Source organism: Pseudomonas sp. OST1909, from assembly GCF_015277575.1.
Lineage (GTDB): Bacteria > Pseudomonadota > Gammaproteobacteria > Pseudomonadales > Pseudomonadaceae > Aquipseudomonas > Aquipseudomonas synxantha_A.
Genome location: NZ_CP063780.1, coordinates 3,231,902 through 3,248,067 on the forward strand (window position 1 = coordinate 3,231,902; position 16,166 = coordinate 3,248,067).

24 protein-coding genes are annotated in these 16,166 nt (G+C 58.0%); 22 read left to right on the forward strand and 2 right to left on the reverse strand.

Annotated features, from left to right (window positions below; all coding sequences use genetic code 11):
* Positions 1–35: 35 nt before the first annotated feature.
* The 7 genes from IH404_RS14015 to IH404_RS14045 all read left to right on the forward strand — a co-directional run bounded on the left by IH404_RS14015 (position 36) and on the right by IH404_RS14045 (position 4,802).
* Positions 36–860 carry a Rha family transcriptional regulator gene (locus IH404_RS14015; RefSeq protein ID WP_194438055.1) on the forward strand — a complete coding sequence of 275 codons (825 nt, stop codon included), beginning with the start codon at positions 36–38 and terminating at the stop codon, positions 858–860.
* On the forward strand, positions 857–1,768 hold the full coding sequence (locus IH404_RS14020) for a helix-turn-helix domain-containing protein (RefSeq protein ID WP_194438057.1): 912 nt from the start codon (positions 857–859) through the stop codon (positions 1,766–1,768). Before IH404_RS14015 ends, IH404_RS14020 begins: the two co-directional genes overlap by 4 nt.
* Positions 1,755–2,552: a hypothetical protein gene (locus tag IH404_RS14025; protein ID WP_194438059.1), complete on the forward strand. Its 798-nt coding sequence runs from the start codon at positions 1,755–1,757 to the stop codon at positions 2,550–2,552. Before IH404_RS14020 ends, IH404_RS14025 begins: the two co-directional genes overlap by 14 nt.
* Positions 2,549–3,064 carry a hypothetical protein gene (locus IH404_RS14030; RefSeq protein ID WP_194438061.1) on the forward strand — a complete coding sequence of 172 codons (516 nt, stop codon included), beginning with the start codon at positions 2,549–2,551 and terminating at the stop codon, positions 3,062–3,064. The genes IH404_RS14025 and IH404_RS14030 overlap by 4 nt, the downstream gene beginning before the upstream one ends.
* Positions 3,061–3,705, forward strand: coding sequence for a recombination protein NinG (locus IH404_RS14035; protein WP_194438063.1), 645 nt, complete (start codon positions 3,061–3,063; stop codon positions 3,703–3,705). Before IH404_RS14030 ends, IH404_RS14035 begins: the two co-directional genes overlap by 4 nt.
* Entirely contained in the window at positions 3,702–4,247 is a 546-nt protein-coding gene (locus IH404_RS14040; protein ID WP_194438065.1) for a hypothetical protein, read from the forward strand. The genes IH404_RS14035 and IH404_RS14040 overlap by 4 nt, the downstream gene beginning before the upstream one ends.
* A gap of 159 nt (positions 4,248–4,406) precedes the next feature.
* Complete coding sequence (locus IH404_RS14045) at positions 4,407–4,802, forward strand: winged helix-turn-helix domain-containing protein (RefSeq protein ID WP_194438066.1); 396 nt, start codon at positions 4,407–4,409, stop codon at positions 4,800–4,802.
* 281 nt (positions 4,803–5,083) lie between these two features.
* Here IH404_RS14045 and IH404_RS14050 read toward each other — a convergent pair whose 3' ends face one another.
* Complete coding sequence (locus IH404_RS14050) at positions 5,084–5,473, reverse strand: hypothetical protein (RefSeq protein ID WP_242462604.1); 390 nt, start codon at positions 5,471–5,473, stop codon at positions 5,084–5,086.
* A gap of 78 nt (positions 5,474–5,551) precedes the next feature.
* On the opposite strand from IH404_RS14050, the gene IH404_RS14055 reads away from it, so the two are divergent.
* The 13 genes from IH404_RS14055 (at position 5,552) to IH404_RS14115 (ending at position 14,939) form a co-directional block, all read left to right on the forward strand.
* On the forward strand, positions 5,552–5,890 hold the full coding sequence (locus IH404_RS14055; RefSeq protein ID WP_194440677.1) for an MFS transporter: 339 nt from the start codon (positions 5,552–5,554) through the stop codon (positions 5,888–5,890).
* Complete coding sequence (locus IH404_RS14060) at positions 5,887–6,231, forward strand: hypothetical protein (RefSeq protein ID WP_194438067.1); 345 nt, start codon at positions 5,887–5,889, stop codon at positions 6,229–6,231. The genes IH404_RS14055 and IH404_RS14060 overlap by 4 nt, the downstream gene beginning before the upstream one ends.
* Positions 6,232–6,278: 47 nt before the next feature.
* On the forward strand, positions 6,279–6,527 hold the full coding sequence (locus IH404_RS14065) for a hypothetical protein (protein ID WP_194438068.1): 249 nt from the start codon (positions 6,279–6,281) through the stop codon (positions 6,525–6,527).
* A gap of 91 nt (positions 6,528–6,618) precedes the next feature.
* Positions 6,619–7,035: a hypothetical protein gene (locus IH404_RS14070; RefSeq protein ID WP_194438069.1), complete on the forward strand. Its 417-nt coding sequence runs from the start codon at positions 6,619–6,621 to the stop codon at positions 7,033–7,035.
* Positions 7,036–7,059: 24 nt separating this feature from the next.
* Positions 7,060–7,674: a putative metallopeptidase gene (locus IH404_RS14075; protein ID WP_194438070.1), complete on the forward strand. Its 615-nt coding sequence runs from the start codon at positions 7,060–7,062 to the stop codon at positions 7,672–7,674.
* Positions 7,675–7,705: 31 nt separating this feature from the next.
* Positions 7,706–8,182, forward strand: a complete 477-nt coding sequence (locus tag IH404_RS14080) for a DUF2280 domain-containing protein (RefSeq protein ID WP_194438071.1) — start codon at positions 7,706–7,708, stop codon at positions 8,180–8,182.
* Positions 8,157–9,479 carry a terminase gene (locus IH404_RS14085; RefSeq protein WP_194438072.1) on the forward strand — a complete coding sequence of 441 codons (1,323 nt, stop codon included), beginning with the start codon at positions 8,157–8,159 and terminating at the stop codon, positions 9,477–9,479. Before IH404_RS14080 ends, IH404_RS14085 begins: the two co-directional genes overlap by 26 nt.
* Complete coding sequence (locus IH404_RS14090) at positions 9,476–10,894, forward strand: DUF4055 domain-containing protein (protein ID WP_194438073.1); 1,419 nt, start codon at positions 9,476–9,478, stop codon at positions 10,892–10,894. Before IH404_RS14085 ends, IH404_RS14090 begins: the two co-directional genes overlap by 4 nt.
* Complete coding sequence (locus IH404_RS14095) at positions 10,869–11,954, forward strand: minor capsid protein (protein ID WP_194438075.1); 1,086 nt, start codon at positions 10,869–10,871, stop codon at positions 11,952–11,954. The genes IH404_RS14090 and IH404_RS14095 overlap by 26 nt, the downstream gene beginning before the upstream one ends.
* Positions 11,955–12,037: 83 nt before the next feature.
* On the forward strand, positions 12,038–12,766 hold the full coding sequence (locus IH404_RS14100; protein WP_194438077.1) for a hypothetical protein: 729 nt from the start codon (positions 12,038–12,040) through the stop codon (positions 12,764–12,766).
* A gap of 12 nt (positions 12,767–12,778) precedes the next feature.
* Positions 12,779–13,744 carry a major capsid protein gene (locus IH404_RS14105; RefSeq protein ID WP_194438079.1) on the forward strand — a complete coding sequence of 322 codons (966 nt, stop codon included), beginning with the start codon at positions 12,779–12,781 and terminating at the stop codon, positions 13,742–13,744.
* A gap of 47 nt (positions 13,745–13,791) precedes the next feature.
* Complete coding sequence (locus tag IH404_RS14110) at positions 13,792–14,376, forward strand: hypothetical protein (RefSeq protein WP_194438080.1); 585 nt, start codon at positions 13,792–13,794, stop codon at positions 14,374–14,376.
* Between the two features lie 59 nt (positions 14,377–14,435).
* A complete protein-coding gene (locus IH404_RS14115; RefSeq protein ID WP_194438082.1) occupies positions 14,436–14,939 on the forward strand; it encodes a DnaT-like ssDNA-binding protein in 504 nt (167 codons plus the stop codon).
* Here IH404_RS14115 and IH404_RS14120 read toward each other — a convergent pair.
* A complete protein-coding gene (locus tag IH404_RS14120) occupies positions 14,936–15,241 on the reverse strand; it encodes a hypothetical protein (protein WP_194438084.1) in 306 nt (101 codons plus the stop codon). The genes IH404_RS14115 and IH404_RS14120 overlap by 4 nt on opposite strands.
* 28 nt (positions 15,242–15,269) lie before the next feature.
* Between IH404_RS14120 and IH404_RS14125 the strand changes: the two genes are divergently transcribed.
* Positions 15,270–15,638, forward strand: coding sequence for a hypothetical protein (locus IH404_RS14125; protein WP_194438086.1), 369 nt, complete (start codon positions 15,270–15,272; stop codon positions 15,636–15,638).
* Between the two features lie 105 nt (positions 15,639–15,743).
* Entirely contained in the window at positions 15,744–16,055 is a 312-nt protein-coding gene (locus IH404_RS14130; protein ID WP_194438088.1) for a hypothetical protein, read from the forward strand.
* The last annotated feature ends 111 nt before the right edge of the window (positions 16,056–16,166 follow it).

The following is a 16,166-nucleotide window of genomic DNA, read 5'->3' on the forward strand; positions in this document are numbered from 1 at the left end:
GCTTTTTCTACAGCGGTAAACAACTGGAGCGAATCATGCACCAACACACCGAGTCGATCAATAGCCCCAACAATCTCGCGCCACGTTTTTCGCAATCTGAAAACGTGGCGCGCACGATGTCTTCGCGTGAAATCGCCGATCTGACCGGCAAGCGGCACGACAACGTCAAGGCAGATATTCGCAACATGCTTGCTGACCTCAAAGAAGATGTCCTGACTTTTCAGGGTATCTATTTGTACGGTATGAACCGGCAGCAAACCGAATATCTGCTAGACCGGGAACACACTGACTGCCTCCTGACCGGCTACAGCGCAGCAATGCGTATGGTGGTGATAAAGCGCTGGCGTGAGCTTGAAGGTAGTCGCGTCATTGCAACGCTACCTGACTTCTCCAATCCGGCAGCAGCCGCGCGCGCCTGGGCTGATGAGGTGGAGCAGAAACAATCGGCTGAGCAGGCTCGCCTACAACTCTCCGTGGAGGTTCAGGCCCAGGCCACCAAGATCCACTCCCTGGAGAACCTGTTCAAGGAAGGTATGACCCACACCCAATTCTGCAAGGGCCTCAATGGGGTCAACGTCATGCAGGTGGGCAAGTACCTGGAGGCGCGCAGCTGGCTCTACAACGAGAGCAAGTCCGGCACGCGTCACCGTGTTGGCTCATCCGCGCGCGACAAGTACATGACCGAGCATCAGCACGAAGTCACCCCGCACGGCAAAGACCCCTTTATCTCCTACACGCCGATCCTGCTGAAGAAGGGCGCCGCGCGTCTGTACGACCTGTACCTGGCCGGCGAGCTGCCCATGATGAAGACTTGGGATGGCCTGTTCACCCACGATAAAGCAGTGCGAGGTGCCGCGTGAGTATGGGCCTTATGGTCGCCGCGATGAAGCTTCGCGTCGGCAATCCATTGCGCAAGCTTGTCCTGATCAAGCTGGCTGACAACGCCAGCGACATAGGTGAGTGCTGGCCGTCCTATCAGCATGTCGCTGACCAGTGCGAAATCAGCAAGCGCTCAGTAATGAACCACATCACCGCCCTGTGTGAAGCCGGCTTGTTGCGAAAGGAAATCCGAAAGGGTGGCCCTAAAGGGAACTCGTCGAACGTTTACTTCCTCACCCTTGATGGTGGTGTACCTCCTGCACCAGGGGTAGTGCAGCAGATTCACCAGGGTAGTGCAGCAGGTTCACCCCCTAGTGAATCTCCTGCACCAGGGGGTAGTGCAGTAGCTGCACCCAGAATCAGTAACTCTCTTGAACCAGTCATAGAACCGGTCATTGAACCAATTACGCCCCAGGCTACCGCCAAGGTCGTGACGGGGCAGGTTGTGCCATTCGTTCCGCAGCTACCACGAGTTGAGATCCCCGCCGACATGCCGGGGCCGAAGGATCAGGCCTGCAAGACGTTCAAGGTCTGGGCCAACTACGCCATGGCCTACCGCAAGCGCTACGGCGCCTGGCCGGTCTGGAACGCCAAGACCGGCAAGCAGACAGCGCTGCTGGTCGACCGTCTCGGTGCCGATGCTGCCCACCACGTCGCTGCCCACTTCCTGAAAACCAGCGATGCCGCCGTGCTGCGCAAGTGCCACAGCCTCAACGAACTGCTGGCCAACGCAGAGAGCTACCACACCCAGTGGGTGACCGGGCAGCGAATCAACGGCACGACAGCCCGCCAGATGGAGCGGACCGAAGCAAACCACTCAGCAGCCGAGCAGGCCGCCCAGATGGTTCTGGCCAAACGCCAAGCAGGTGACCGCAATGAATACCTTTGAAATGAACGACCAGCAGGTTGCTGGGCTGGCCGCCGCCATCTGCGCAACCGCCGAGGCCATGGGTCAGGAAATGAACCCAGGCACTGCGGCAATGATGGCTGAAGACCTCTGCGCTTACTCGGTGCCTGTCGTCAAAGCCGCGTTGAAGGCGTGCCGCTTCGAAGTGAAGGGCAAGCTGGCTATGGCTGACATCTTGCAGCGCGTCCAGACCGCCGATGGACGTCCAGGTAAGGACGAGGCCTGGGCCATCGCCATGATGACCAACGATGAATTCGAAACTGTGGTGCTGACTGATGAAATTCAGCTGGCTCTGGCTGCTGCGAAACCCATCTTGGATGGTGGCGACAAGATCGGTGCTCGCATGGCGTTCATTGACGCCTACCAGCGGTTCGTCAGCCAGGCCCGTGAGGATGCGAAGCCGGTCAACTGGCATGTGTCCGTGGGCTTCGACGCCAACCGTCGACTCCAGGCCGTAACCAAGGCGATGGAGCTGAAGCGTATTCCCCGCGAGCACGGCCAAAAGTACCTGGCAGAGTTGAGCGTCGAGCCGGTCACCGAAGACGGTCGCGCGATCGCGGGCTTGCTCACCGGCACCGTCACCCGGCCGGAACCCGCTATTCGCGCAAAGCTTGAGATTGTTAAGAACTCGATGCTGGAAATGCGCAAGGCCAGCGCAGAGCAGAAGGACGAGATACGGATTGCAGCGGCCAACGAGTTAGCGGATCGCCGGGCACTACTGATCAAGCAGGCCCAGGAACTGGAAGCGAAGAGGGCAGCGCAATGACCAAGCCAGCAAAGCCTCGCCCAATGCCTGTGTACCTGGTCCTGCGCCGACTGGTCGATCCAGCCACCGGCAAAGAGGTCGCCGCATTCGTGCCGTCCTCCGATGCTGACCGCTCGATCCTGCGTGAGCGTGACTTCCGCATCAACACGAAGATCCGGGCCGACCTCAAGCAGCCGCGCAACCCACGGTTTAATGGTTTGGTCCACGGCCTGGGCCGGGTGCTGAGCCAGAACATCGACCGGTTCTCTGGCAAGCAGTCACACGACGCAATCAAGGCCCTGCAACTGGAGTCGGGCGTGTACTGCGACGAGGAGCTTTTCGACATTCCTGGCCTTGGCCAACTCACCCGCAAGACACCCCGCAGCCTTTCCTACGATTCGATGGGGGAGGAGACATTCCAAGATTTTTGGCGCCAGTGCTGCGCGTATCTGGTGCTACACGATTGGCCGACGCTCACGGAAGAGCGCCTGACCGAAATGGCAGAGTTTGAAGCATTCAAGGAGGCCGCATGACTATCGAACGGAAACAGCCCAAGCCGAAGAAATGCCGTGTAGCTACGTGCAGGGCCTCATTCGTCCCGGCGCGCATCGGTCAGGCGGCGTGCAGTCCGGCATGCGCAATGATCGACGCGCCAAGGCACGCACCAAAGGCCCTTAAGGCGCTGGCCCAGGTTGGGCGCCGAGAGATAAAAGTCCGTAAGGAAGCGCTCAAGAGCCGAGGCGATCACCTCAAGGACGCTGAGAAGGCCGTGCGCGACTACCGGCGCACCTACGAGCTGAGCATTGGCAGCGGCTGCATCAGTTGTGGAGAGTCGCAGGAATCGATCCTGGCCGCCCAGGGCTGGAAGACCGGCGGCGCATTTGATGCGGGTCACTTCCTCGGTAAGGGTGCACGGCCTGAACTGAGGCTGGTACCGACCAATATTTGGCTCCAGTGCAAAAGCTGTAATGCAGGCTCGTCCAAGTTCGCCCGCAAAGGCGAGACGGTTTCCCAGGGTTTTCGGGCTGGCCTGATCGCCCGTATCGGCCTGGAGGCTGTCGAGACGCTAGAGGCCGACCACACGCCACGCAAAGAAACCGTAGAGCAACTGAAAGCTATCACCGCCGAATACAGGGCAAAGACCAGAGAACTAAAGAAGGGGCTCGCAGCATGACCTATCGCAACGTTGTTTCAGCAGTAGTTCGCGCCCTTGCGGCCGAGACCATCAGTTCCGCCGGCGGCTGCGACTTTGAGCCGAAGGTGCAGTGCGCCAAGCAGAAGGGGGAGATCGTTGGCAAGGAGGCGGCGTTTCTCCAGGACTGCTGGGTGTTCGGTCGCCTGCATAAGGCGCTATCCGCCGAGCATTGGCGCGCACTGGTCGCGAAGTTTTCCACGCACGCGGAGCGCAAGCACGCAGCTATTGCTGAGCTGACGCGCGTGATGCGGTCGCCGGCGCCGGAAAGGTTCCTGCATTGCGCGGTGGTTACCTGGGCATTACCTCGGCTTCCTGGTGTGGATGGGAAGCGCTCCACCAACGTCTTGCCGGCCGGCTGGTACGAGATGGATAACTGGTCGAATGAGCCGCACCCGATTAAAACTCAGGAGCGGTGGAGGCGTGACATTCGTAAGTCGCTGGAGAGCACCGTAGATCTGGCCCTGGTCGAGGCTCAGCACATTCTCGAACGAGAAGGCCTTATTGCATCCGAAGTCGCTTGACGGGCAGTGATCTATTGAGCCAATATTAGCCCATCATGCCATCCGTACGCGTGTATAGATGGATGGGCAGTAACTTAAAATTTCTAGCAATTTACTAGTATTTCTGACGGTTGCATGTTTTCATAGCGGCTCACAATAACCGCTAAAGGAATGTAAAACATGGGAACACCCGCTCCTCGCAAAAAGACCCCTGCGCCATCAGTGCTAGTGAATAGTGCTGATGCGATGGTCGCTAAGCAGTTGTCCGACCTAGCTAAAATTATTCAGCAGGGTGGTGTTGATTACACGGTCCAGAAGAAGGGTGATCGGATGGTATTTACCGTCGATTCGCCTGATGGCACCCAACGGATCATCCGAGAAGCCGATAGTATGACTGGGCTCGTACGTGAGTCCACAGAGCTGGCTACTAAACTGCCGGCGTCTCAGCGTCGCGATGTCGTAAAACAACTGTCGGACGAAGGCCTGACTCAAATCGAAATTGCTAAGCGCACCATGACGTCGCAGAAGACGGTGTCAAATGACATCAAAGTGTTAAAAAGGGCCGGCGAGTTGTAACTCCGGCTTTGATATACCCGCAAACCCAGGCTAAAGCCTGGGTTTTTTTATGCGTCAAATTCACCGGTAGCCAAGGACAGTCCTCGGGATAGCCTGGGCGTCGATAGCCGGATAGTGCGACGTACTGAAATAACACCGGCAGCCCGTGCACCCTGACCTTGCTGTGCTTCAAGGGTGGCGCGAGCCACGAACGGCGAGATCGATGCATTGGGGCGTCGACGCGTCGACGCCGGGGTTGTCTTTGGCAGGCAGCGCGGAAAGACGCGCACCTATTCAGGGCTTCAAAAGTCTTTTTTCCTGAAGGATTCGTCACCCGACTGATCATTGCTGATCGTCAGCACGCCATTCGACACCGAGTATGTAGTTAGGGCGTCACCCTCAGGATATTGATTGCGCCAACGGCCCCACCGATTTTCATCCTCCATAAAAGAAGACCAAATCACTCGATCTTCGCTCACCTGGCAGCGATAACGGAATGAATCCCCATCCGGGCGGCGGTACGTGATTTCGGGGTTTGGCTCAGCGTGCTTCGTTTTCATGGTTTTGGTTGGGCGTCCCATCTCCACTGCGATAGCTGCTTTGCATATGTCGGCCTTTGAGAAGGATTCGCCGTGAGCGCCGGCGATGATCCCAATCGATGCGAGTAATCCTGCCGCAATTTTTTTGTTCATACCCTTGTCCTTGGTTAGTTGGCAGGGGAATTCTACATGGCTTATAGCCATTTTCTCATGCCCCACGGAGTCGAGCGCATGGAGTATCTACAGCGCCTGCTCGACAAGATCGACAGGTTCGAATTGTTGATTGCGGGCCTGATTGGGGCTGTTGTTGCAAGCTGGTGGCACAAGGACGACTTGTCCGACTGGCGCGCCTGGTTGGTGTTCTTGGTCACCGGTGTGGCCTGCTCGCTGTACCTGACGAGCATGGTAAGCGCCTACCTGAACGTCACTGAGCCAAAGATCGTTGCCGGGATTGGTTTTCTTCTGGGCACGTTCGGCGGCTCGCTCCTGGCAGCAATCAACCGAGCCATCAAAGCCGCTGACCTCTGGGCGCTCATCCGCCAGCGGTTCGGGGGAGGCAATCCACCATGAATCTTGAACTGATCAACTCCATCGCCTGTGGCCTGGTAGCGCTGTGGGCCACCTGGTGCGTACTGAGCGGGAAGGTGAGGGACGGCATCCTGGGTAAGCTGATCTATTCGGCGATCGCCATCAGCGGGTTCGTCGTGATGACCCGCAGCCAGAACATCTTCTTCGGGCCGACCACTGCTGGCCTGACATTCCACGTTGCTCTCTGCATGGCTGGGGTGCGCCACATGTTCATGGTCATGTACTGGAGGCCGGTGAAGGCCTGGCTTTGCCGAACGCTGAGTTGTGAGCATTGCATGGGATGCCCGAAGGCACCGGAAGGCATCGATCGCCGGAAGCCGTAATCCGCGCCACGTTTTCGAATGCGCCAAACCGTGGCGCGGAGTTAGGCATGAAGATTGTTGAGCTCAAACGTGAGGGCTGGCGCGACGCCGCCAAGACCCTGCGAAAGATTGCCGACGACCTCGACGCTGGAGAGCATCCCGAGTGCACGGTCGGCGCCTTGACGCTGATCGGTGCCAAGGGTGAGGTGACCGTCTTCGGCCTCGGGCCCAAGTGCGACGACCTGCAATGTCTGGGTGCGATGCGCCTGGGTGAGCAGAAGCTGATTGACGTACTTCTGGAAGGCGGGGCGGGGTAGGTGTGCCGCAGGTGAGTGCGGCATGTTGGTAAGCGCTCGTTGTCGTAATATATGAATAGGGAAATTTCACCCGAACATACGGAATACGGGCATGGGAACGGATCAACGGAGTGTTTTGCTGCACCAAAGCCACAATGAAGAGATGGGACAGTTTGATCGCTTTGTTTTGGGTGCGACATTGGCAGGCTGTGCATACCTTGGCCAGACGATTCCCTACGGGCATCTGGGCTGGAACATACCAACAATGTTTCTTTGCTCGCTTTTGACGTTGGGTTTGAGCGCTTACTTGGGCTTCAAACGTATCGAGACCGTCTTAAGGGCGAGGAGAGCCAATAGTGATTTTCTCCATGCACAAGAAACGAATAATCCTGCAAAGGCTGCAATAGTGATTCCCGAGTTAAGGCACGTGGCCCGTCTGACGGAAATATTTTACCAGCTCAGGAATATGACTTTGCTGCTCGGCTTTACGGGCTACATCGCAGCAAGGGTCCTGACTACATACGCGTAAAGCAAACGAGTCCTGGGAGGGTTTATGGATAGACCTTTTCCCCCGGCAGCGCTAAGTAATCTGTCCGACCTCGGTATACGCCTGACTCCCGCCCAGGAAGTGTGGGAATGGGTCCATGCCGAGATCCTCGTCAACAGCGGCAGGATTCACAACGAAGACCATGCCCATCTACTGGATGCAGACATCCGGGTCATGTGGGCGTCTTCCAGCTTCGAGAAGCAGGGTCGCACCGTGCTGGGCCAGGCTGAGCAGGTAGCGTTCCGCGCCGGTGGTTGGCAGAAAGCCCGGTTGGAGCAACAGATGCGTGATTGGTTCGGCGATGTGCCGGCATTCATCATCACTCTGGCTGCTGACTACTGCGCCCAGTGCAGCGACCTTGAGTTCTGCGCCCTGATTGAGCACGAGCTCTATCACCTGGCTCACGCGACCGACAAGTACGGTCAACCAGCATTCACCCAGGACGGTGCACCGAAGATAAAGCTGCAGGGCCACGACGTGGAAGAGTTCGTCGGTGTGGTCCGCCGCTATGGTGCGAGCCCTGACGTTCAAGCGTTGGTGGATGCTGCAAACAGTCCTGCCGAGGTGGGGAAATTGAACATTGCGAGGGCCTGCGGAACCTGTCTGCTGAGATCGGCCTGATTCTTGACAGGCTCTAGACGGATGAGAATTTATGGCAGCCCTGAAAAATGAGGTGAAGAGCTTCATCGTTCAGGCGCTGGCGTGCTTTGACACACCATCCCAGGTGGTGGAGGCCGTCAAGAACGAATACGGGGTCGTCGTGACTCGCCAGCAGGTGGAGACGCACGACCCAACCAAGGCTGCGGGGAAGGGCCTTGCAGTTAAGTGGGTGACCCTATTCCAAGACACCCGAAAGAGATTCCGCGAAGAGACAGCCGAGATACCGATTGCCAACCGCGCCTACCGTCTTCGCGGCCTGGGGCGAATGGCTGAGAAGGCCGAGAACATGCGCAACCTTGCATTGACCGCTCAGCTGTATGAGCAGGCCGCTAAAGAGGTGGGCGACGTTTACGTGAATCGCCGCCTTGAACCTGAAAAGCCTTTGGGCTCCCACGCTGACCAGCAGCACGCCGTTGCTGAGTACACCTTGGAGCCTGATGAGAATGTCCCCGTTACCCCGTACCTTTGACCCGCCGGTAAAGCTGACGCCCAAACAGGCGAACATTTACTGCTGGGGATTTCAGCCTGAGGCCCGCTTCCGCGATGCGGTGTGTGGTCGCCGGTTCGGCAAAACGTTCCTGGGCAAGGCCGAGATGCGCCGCGCTGCACGGCTGGCTGCTGAATGGGGCGTGAGCGTCGAGGATGAGATCTGGTACGGTGCGCCGACCTTCAAGCAGGCCAAGCGTGTGTTCTGGCGTCGGCTGAAGCAGGCCATCCCCGAGGCGTGGCGCGCACATCGCCCGAACGAGACAGAATGCTCGATCACGCTCAAGTCCGGCCACGTCATGCGCGTGGTGGGGCTTGATAACTACGACAACCTTCGGGGCTCTGGTCTGTTCTTCGTCCTAGTGGATGAGTGGGCGGACTGCCCGTGGGCTGCGTGGGAAGAAGTGCTGAGGCCGATGCTGTCGACCTGTCAGTACACGATTCCAGGTGTCGGCGTGCGCAAGGGCGGCCATGCGCTGCGGATTGGTACACCGAAAGGCTTCAACCACTGCTACGACACGTACATGGACGGCAAGCCAGGTGGCGAACCCGATCACAAGAGCTGGCAGTACACGTCATTGCAAGGCGGCAACGTCCCTCCTGAAGAGCTTGACGCTGCTCGCCGCAAGATGGACCCACGAACGTTCCGGCAAGAGTACGAAGCCGGCTTCGAGAACTATGCGGGTGTCGTTTACTACACGTTCAATCGTACTGAATGCCGCACCAGCGAACGAATCAAGCCAGGTGAGGCGCTGCACATCGGCATGGACTTCAACGTCATGAAGATGGCCGCTGTTGTCTACGTCGTGCGTAACAATCTGCCGATGGCCCTTGATGAGTTTCACGGTGTGCGGGACACACCTGAGATGATCGAGAAGATCCAGACGCGGTTCCCTGGGCACTCGGTGGCGGTCTATCCCGACGCCAGCGGGCAGAACACCAGCAGCAAAAACGCGAGCGAGTCCGACTTGTCGCTGTTGAAGAAAGCAAAATTCACGGTGATCGTCGACTCCACCAACCCAGGCGTGAAAGACCGCGTGAACTCGGTGAACGCTATGTTCCTGAATGCCTACGGCGAGCGACGACTGAAGGTCAACATCGACCAGTGCCCTCAGCTCACTTTGTGCCTGGAGCGACAGACCTACACCGACAAGGGCGAGCCGGACAAAGATCCGAAAAAGGGTCACGACCATATGAACGACGCCGCCGGCTACTTCATCGCCAAGCGCTATCCGATCAAAGCGATCGTCACTTCTATCAAAATGGGATACGCCCGATGAGCAATGACGTCTCCTTCAAGCGGGCGGAATACACGGCAGTGCTGGATCGCTGGGCGACCGTTCGCGACGTGTGCGCGGGCCAGCATCGTGTTGTCGATCGGCTGCCGCTCATCAACGCACACGACAAGTCGCCGGAGAACGAAGACAGGAACCGGGCTTATCGAGAGCGGGCAGTGTTCAAAAACGCCACCGGGCACACCCGTAACGGGTTGCTGGGCCTGGCCTTCCACAAAGACCCGACGCTGACGGTCCCCAAGAAACTTGAATACCTGCAGGACAATGCCAACGGATCTGGGGTGAGCATTTACCAGCACTCCCAGGGCACGCTTGAAAAGGTACTGGAGGCTGGCCGACACGGCCTGTACGTCGACTATCACCAGGATGACGGTATCGGCGGGCACTCGGTGATCCTGTCCTATTGCGCCGAAGACATCATCAACTGGCGCACGGGCATGGTGAACGGTCACAGCGTGCTGACGCTGGTGGTGCTGCGCGAGTCGCCGGAGATACCGGATGGTTTTGGCTACAAGACAGCTGAGCAGTACCGGGAGCTGGCGCTGGAAGACGACGGTTTCGTTTGCCGCGTTTGGCGCAGGTCTGGGCCGAAAGGTGGAGGGCCACTGGCAGTCATCGACGAGTTCAAGCCCGAGGGTGTAACCGGTCGCCTCAAGGAGATCCCGTTCACCTTCGTCGGCGCACAGAACAACGATCCAAGCATCGACGAGTCGCCGCTCTACGACATCGCCATGATCAACCTGGGCCATTACCGGAATAGTGCTGACTACGAAGATAGCGTTTTCTGGTGTGGGCAGGCACAGCCCTGGATCAGTGGTCTGGATGAGCAGTGGCGCGACTGGATGCAGAAGAACGGCATCTATGTTGGATCGAGAGCGCCGATGCTTTTGCCTGTGGGCGGCGCATTCGGTTACGCACAGCCCGCTCCGAACACCTTGGTCAAAGAGGCCATGGCCGACAAGAACCAGATGATGATCGAGCTGGGCGCTCGGATGGTGGTTGCGTCACTTGCTACCAAGACCGCTACGGAGTCCCGCGGCGATCAGTCAGCCTCAACATCGGTGTTGGCCGGGTGCGTGGCGAACGTCAGCGAGGCCTACACCCGGGCAATCATGTGGTGCTGCGCTTACATGGGCATCACCGACAAGAAAGTCGCCTATCAGGTCAATCAAGAGTTCGTCGAGCTGACGGCCGATCCGCAGATGATCACGGCCTTGGTGGGCTTGTGGCAGAACGGCGGCTTTGCGAAAGCGGACCTTCGAGCATATCTGCGCAAGCTTGGACTGATCGCGCCAGAGCGAACTGACGAACAGATCGACGGCGAGCTGGAAGAGCAGGGCGATGGTCTGGGCCTGGACGACGAGGACATAGTAGATGGCGGCGAACCAAGCAATACTTGACGCAACCATCCGGCACGCTGTCTTTCTCGAAAAGCTCAAGGCTGGGGAGGTGGGCAAGTTCGCTCCCTTTCTCAAGGAGATTGACCGCTCGATCCGTGACCGGCTCACCCAGTCGGACCTGACCGAGTACAACGTCAAACGTCTGGAAGCACTGTTGAAGGAAGTGGATAGCCTGCTGCTGGGCATCTTCGACCGCTATAGCGCGCAATTGAACCTCGACCTGGTGGACATCGCCAATTACGAGGCCGAGTTCGAGGCGACCAGTCTTGCCAGGTCGGCACCGGTTGGCGTGTCGCTGGATGTAGTCGCGCCAACAGCTGCCGCAATCCGTACCGCCGTGCTGACGAATCCGCTCAGCGTGCGCGGTACCGGTGGCGGCAAGCTGTTGAAAGCCTTCATCAAGGGCTGGACCGGCGCCGAGCGAGAGCGTGTCACCGGCACTATCCGGCAAGGCTTTTTCGAAGGCCAGACGAACTTCCAAATCATCCGCAACATTCGCGGCACCAAGGCGGCAGGGTACAAAGACGGCATCTTGGCCACCACCAATCGCAATGCCAGCACGGTCGTGCACACTTCCATTCAGCATGTGTCGTCCCAGGCGCGAATGGAGGTGGCTAAGGCCAACACGGATATCGTGGAAGAGATCCAGATGGTGGCCACGCTGGACAGCAAGACCAGCCAGCAATGCCGCTCAATGGACAAACGTAAGTTTCCAGTGGATTCCGGCCCAAGGCCGCCGTTCCATCCAAACTGCCGCACCACCTTCATCCTGCTGACCAAGCTCAGTGCCATGTTCGCCAAGGGCGCTACCCGTGCCTCAGTAGGCGCCAATGGCGGCCAGCAGGTAAGTGCAGACCTCGATTATTACCACTGGCTCCAGCAGCAGCCGGCTGCGTTCCAGGACGTTGCTATCGGCCCAGTCCGGGCCAAGCTGTTCCGGGAGGGTGGGTTGACGGTGGAGCGCTTCGCCGAACTGCAACTGGACCGCAACTTCTCGCCGCTAACACTGAAACAGATGAAGGGCTTGGAGCCTTTGGCGTTCGAACGCGCCGGAATTTAACCGAACACATTCATTCAGCCGGCCTTGAGCCGGTTTTTTTATGTCCGTCAGGCGGGCAAAACATACCCAAGGGGTGCATCAACGTGGCAGACGAAAACGAAATCGACCTGGAAAACCCGGCAATCAAGGCCGCTATCGCGACTGCCGTTGAAGCATCCGTTTCCGGATTGAAAACCAAGAACTCGGAGCTGCTGGGCAAGCTGAAGGAAACCTCCGGCAAGCTGACTCAGTTCGAAACCCAGTTTGAAGGCATCGACATTGACGCCGTCAAAGGCTTGCTCAGTCGTGCCGGCCAGGACGAAGAAACCAAGCTGCTGACAGAGGGCAAGGTGGACGAAGTCTTCAACCGCCGCACTGAGCGTCTTCGTGGCGACTACGACAAGCAGTTGAAGACCATCAGCGAGCGCGCCGAGAAGGCTGAATCCTTCGCTGCCAAGTTCCAGGGCAAAGTCTTGGGCGACTCGGTACGCGGTGCAGCACTAAAAGCCGGCGCTCTCCCCGAAGCAACAGACGACATCATCTTGCGCGCCAAAGGCGTGTTCACCCTTAACGAAGATGGCGATGCAGTCGCCGTTGATGAATCCGGCCAGGTCATCCTCGGTAAAGACGGCAAGACCCCTTTGACTCCGCTCGAATGGGCGGAATCTCTGCGCGAAAACGCACCTCATCTGTGGCCAAGGGCTTCAGGGACATTTGCCCCGGGCGGGGGTGGCGGCAAGGCTGCATTCAAGCGCTCCGAAATGACCTCCGAGCAGAAGCGCGACTTTCAGCGCAAGCACGGCCAAACCGCATATCTCGCATTGCCCAAGTAAGGGGATTTACCCATGGCTACAACCGTTAACAGCGACTTGATCATCTACAACGATGAGGCGCAAACCGCATACCTCGAGCGTGTCCAGGACAACCTGGATGTGTTCAACGCATCGTCCAACGGCGCGATGGTGCTGGACAATGAACTGATCGAAGGCGACTTCCGCAAGCGCGCTCTCTACAAGCTGAACGGCTCTCTGGAGCACCGCGACGTCAATTCTGACGGCAAGGTAACTGCCAAGAAGATCACCGCCGGCGAAGCCGTCGGCGTCAAGGCTCCCTGGAAGTACGGCCCGTACCAGACCACCGAAGAGGCGTTCAAACGCCGCGGCCGTCCGGTCGAGGAGTTCTCCCAGATCGTCGGTGCCGACGTAGCAGACGCTACCCTGGAAGGCTTCATCCAGTATGCAACTGCTGGCCTGCGTGCCGCCATCGGCTCCAACGCTGACATGGTGGTCTCGGCCAACATCGAAACCGATGGCAAGAAGACGCTGACCCGTGGCATGCGCAAGTTTGGTGACAAGTTCGGCCGGATTGCGCTGTGGGTCATGCACTCGTCCGCCTACTTCGACATCGTCGACGAAGCCATCACCAACAAGATCTACGAAGAAGCGGGTGTTGTGATCTATGGCGGCCTGCCGGGCACCTTGGGCAAGCCAGTATTGGTGACGGACACCGCGCCGGCGGACGTGATTTTTGGATTGCTGCCAAACGCGGTAACCATCACCGAGTCTCAGGCCCCAGGCTTCCGTTCCTACGAAGTGAACGACGAAGAAAACCTGAGCATCGGCTACCGCGCTGAAGGCACCGTGAACATCGACGTGCTGGGCTACAGCTGGAAAGCCACCACTGGCGGTTCTAACCCAACCCTGGCTGCCGTCGGCTCCGCTGCCAACTGGGTCAAGCACGCGGGCAGCAACAAGGTGACTGCTGGCGTGATGATTACCCTCACTGCAACACCTCCTGCCACCGGCGGCTAAGCCTCGAACTCAACGAGCGGTCAGCAATGGCCGCCTTGGAGAAACTCATGGAATTGACTTACAGCAACCAGCTCAACGACTTTGACCCGGAGAAGCGCTACCGCAATCCGGAACACTTCGATAAGCCTGAAGCCGGTGTTACACGCGTGGCGGTGATTGGCGATTGGCCGAGCGTGGTCAATGCGTACGAAGCAGCCGGCATCGATGTGTCGGTGAAGGAAGCCAAGCGGGCGCAGATTGTTGGTGCGGGCAACCAAGCCGAACTGGAAAAGGTGATCGCGGCTTTGCGTGCTGAGCATGGATCGATCCAGATCCTTGTTGACGGCCTGGAAACTGGCGAAATCAATCGTCCAGAGTCCGGCGAACTGGCGTTGCGCTTGTTTGTTGTACTCGGAAACATTCATGCTTCGGTTGGAGAGCTGACCACTGAGCGTGACGGCCTGGTCCTGACTGTCGACGCGCTGCGCGAAGAGATTGGGGCCCTGAAAAATGCCTCGATTAAACCGCCGAGTGATGAGGCTGAAGAAATCGCGGCGCTGAAGGCAACGCTCGATGAGGCCAAGGTCCAGTATCGGGCCAATGCCTCGAAAGAGTCCCTGGAAAAGCTCGTAGCTGAGCTGACCAAGGAGTAATACTGTTGGCTGCTGGTGATTCGGCGGCCAATCCTCAAACCATTCCAGCGAGACGACGCATGACACTCATCATTGAGGACGGCACCGGCAAGCCTGACGCCGAAAGCTATGCGAGCGCCGAGGACCTGGCCATGTATGCCTTGAAGTTCGGCACGGTCATCCCCGCAGGCGTCCCGGAGCAGGAAGCGTTGCTACGCCGGGCCGCACTGGCTATGGATGGCATGACCTGGAAGGGGCGCAAGACGAATGGCGAGCAGGGACTGTCTTGGCCGCGCCGGGAAGTGCTGCTGGATCACGAGATCAAGCCGAACAACTACCTGCCGGCGCGGATCCAGTACGGCCAGATGGCCCTGGCTGCAGAGATCCATCAGGATGATGTAGACCCGGTGGAGAAGCGCAAAGGGGCGGTGCTGCTGGATCGTGTTGAGGGCGCGGTGACGCGGCAGTACGCGGCGATCCCGTCCACCAGCAACCGGCTGCTGCCGGCAGCGCCGGATCGACCGAGCGCCACACAATTTGCTGACTATTTGCAGAAGCGCGGTTTATTCGCCATTCGGGCTTAGAAATCCCCTTGCAATTCGCCCATGTCCAAGTTTTCAAACAAATCTTTTGGCCACTCGCTCGAAGAACCGATCATCGATGCTAAATGCTTAGTGGCAGCGACATCGACGGGAGTTTCTGTAGGTCCCCATGAGGGGGCGCATCTACGCTGTGCTTGAGCTATTCGCCGTGCATCCGGGGATTGTTCAAGTGCTGTTCTTATCGCAGACCTAAGTATCTGGCGGAAATAGAGCGCCTTGTCAGGCTGCAAAATATATTGATTGAGTGCATCAAGGATTAGTCCTGCACGCATAGCATTCGTCATGGCTCATCCTAATTTGTTGGAGGTAGATTTGGCATTCTACGATGATGTGGCCGTGATGGCGCTGGAGGTGATCACAGAGTTCGGCCAGCCTGTGACCATCAGCAAGACGGAACCTGGCGAGTACGATCCGGAGACGGGCGGCGAAGCACCAGGTGCAACCATCGAGCAAACCGCTCAAGGCATTCTGCTCGACTTCACCGGCCAAGAATTCCAGAACAACAGCCTCATCAAGCAGGGCGACAAGAAGCTCAAGATCGCCGCGCAGGGATTGGCGTGGGTGCCTGGTCTGCTCGACAAAGTGGTTGCTCAGGGGCGCACCTGGTCAATCGTGCCGCCGCTGAAAGAGTTCAACCCCGCCGGCACTCCGATCTTGTATGAGCTGCAGGTGCGATGGTAATCCGGGATTTGAAGCTGACATCATCATTGTGGGTGTTGATGAGTGGACAAAAAATCGTGGCCGTAATAGCGTTGTGCCTTAACTTTCTTGCTGTGAGAAACGTATATGGATATGCGCCGCATTATTACAATGGTTGGCATTGCAGCTTTCTTATCTACTACAGCCTATGCGGACACTGATGTAAAAAAAGAGATCATTGATCGATGCAAGGTTCAGATGGGGAGTTACGGATCAGCAATGGTGAAGGCTTGCGTTGATCAGGATCTAAGTGCAGTAGCTGAAATCAAGCAAATTCCAGACGAGCACAAAAAAACTGTGGCTCGCTGTATGAAGCAGATGCGCCAGTACGGATTCGCTATGGTCAAAGCCTGCGCTGATCAGGATATTGAGGCGGACAAGGCGCTCGAGGAGTATTGAGCCTTCGCGGCGTAACTGCCTGATCGGCGGTCATACGCTCAAACCAATTAATTGTCGTAACTAAACCCGCCATTGAGCGGGTTTTTTTATGCTCGGCTGGAGAGGAGTCGG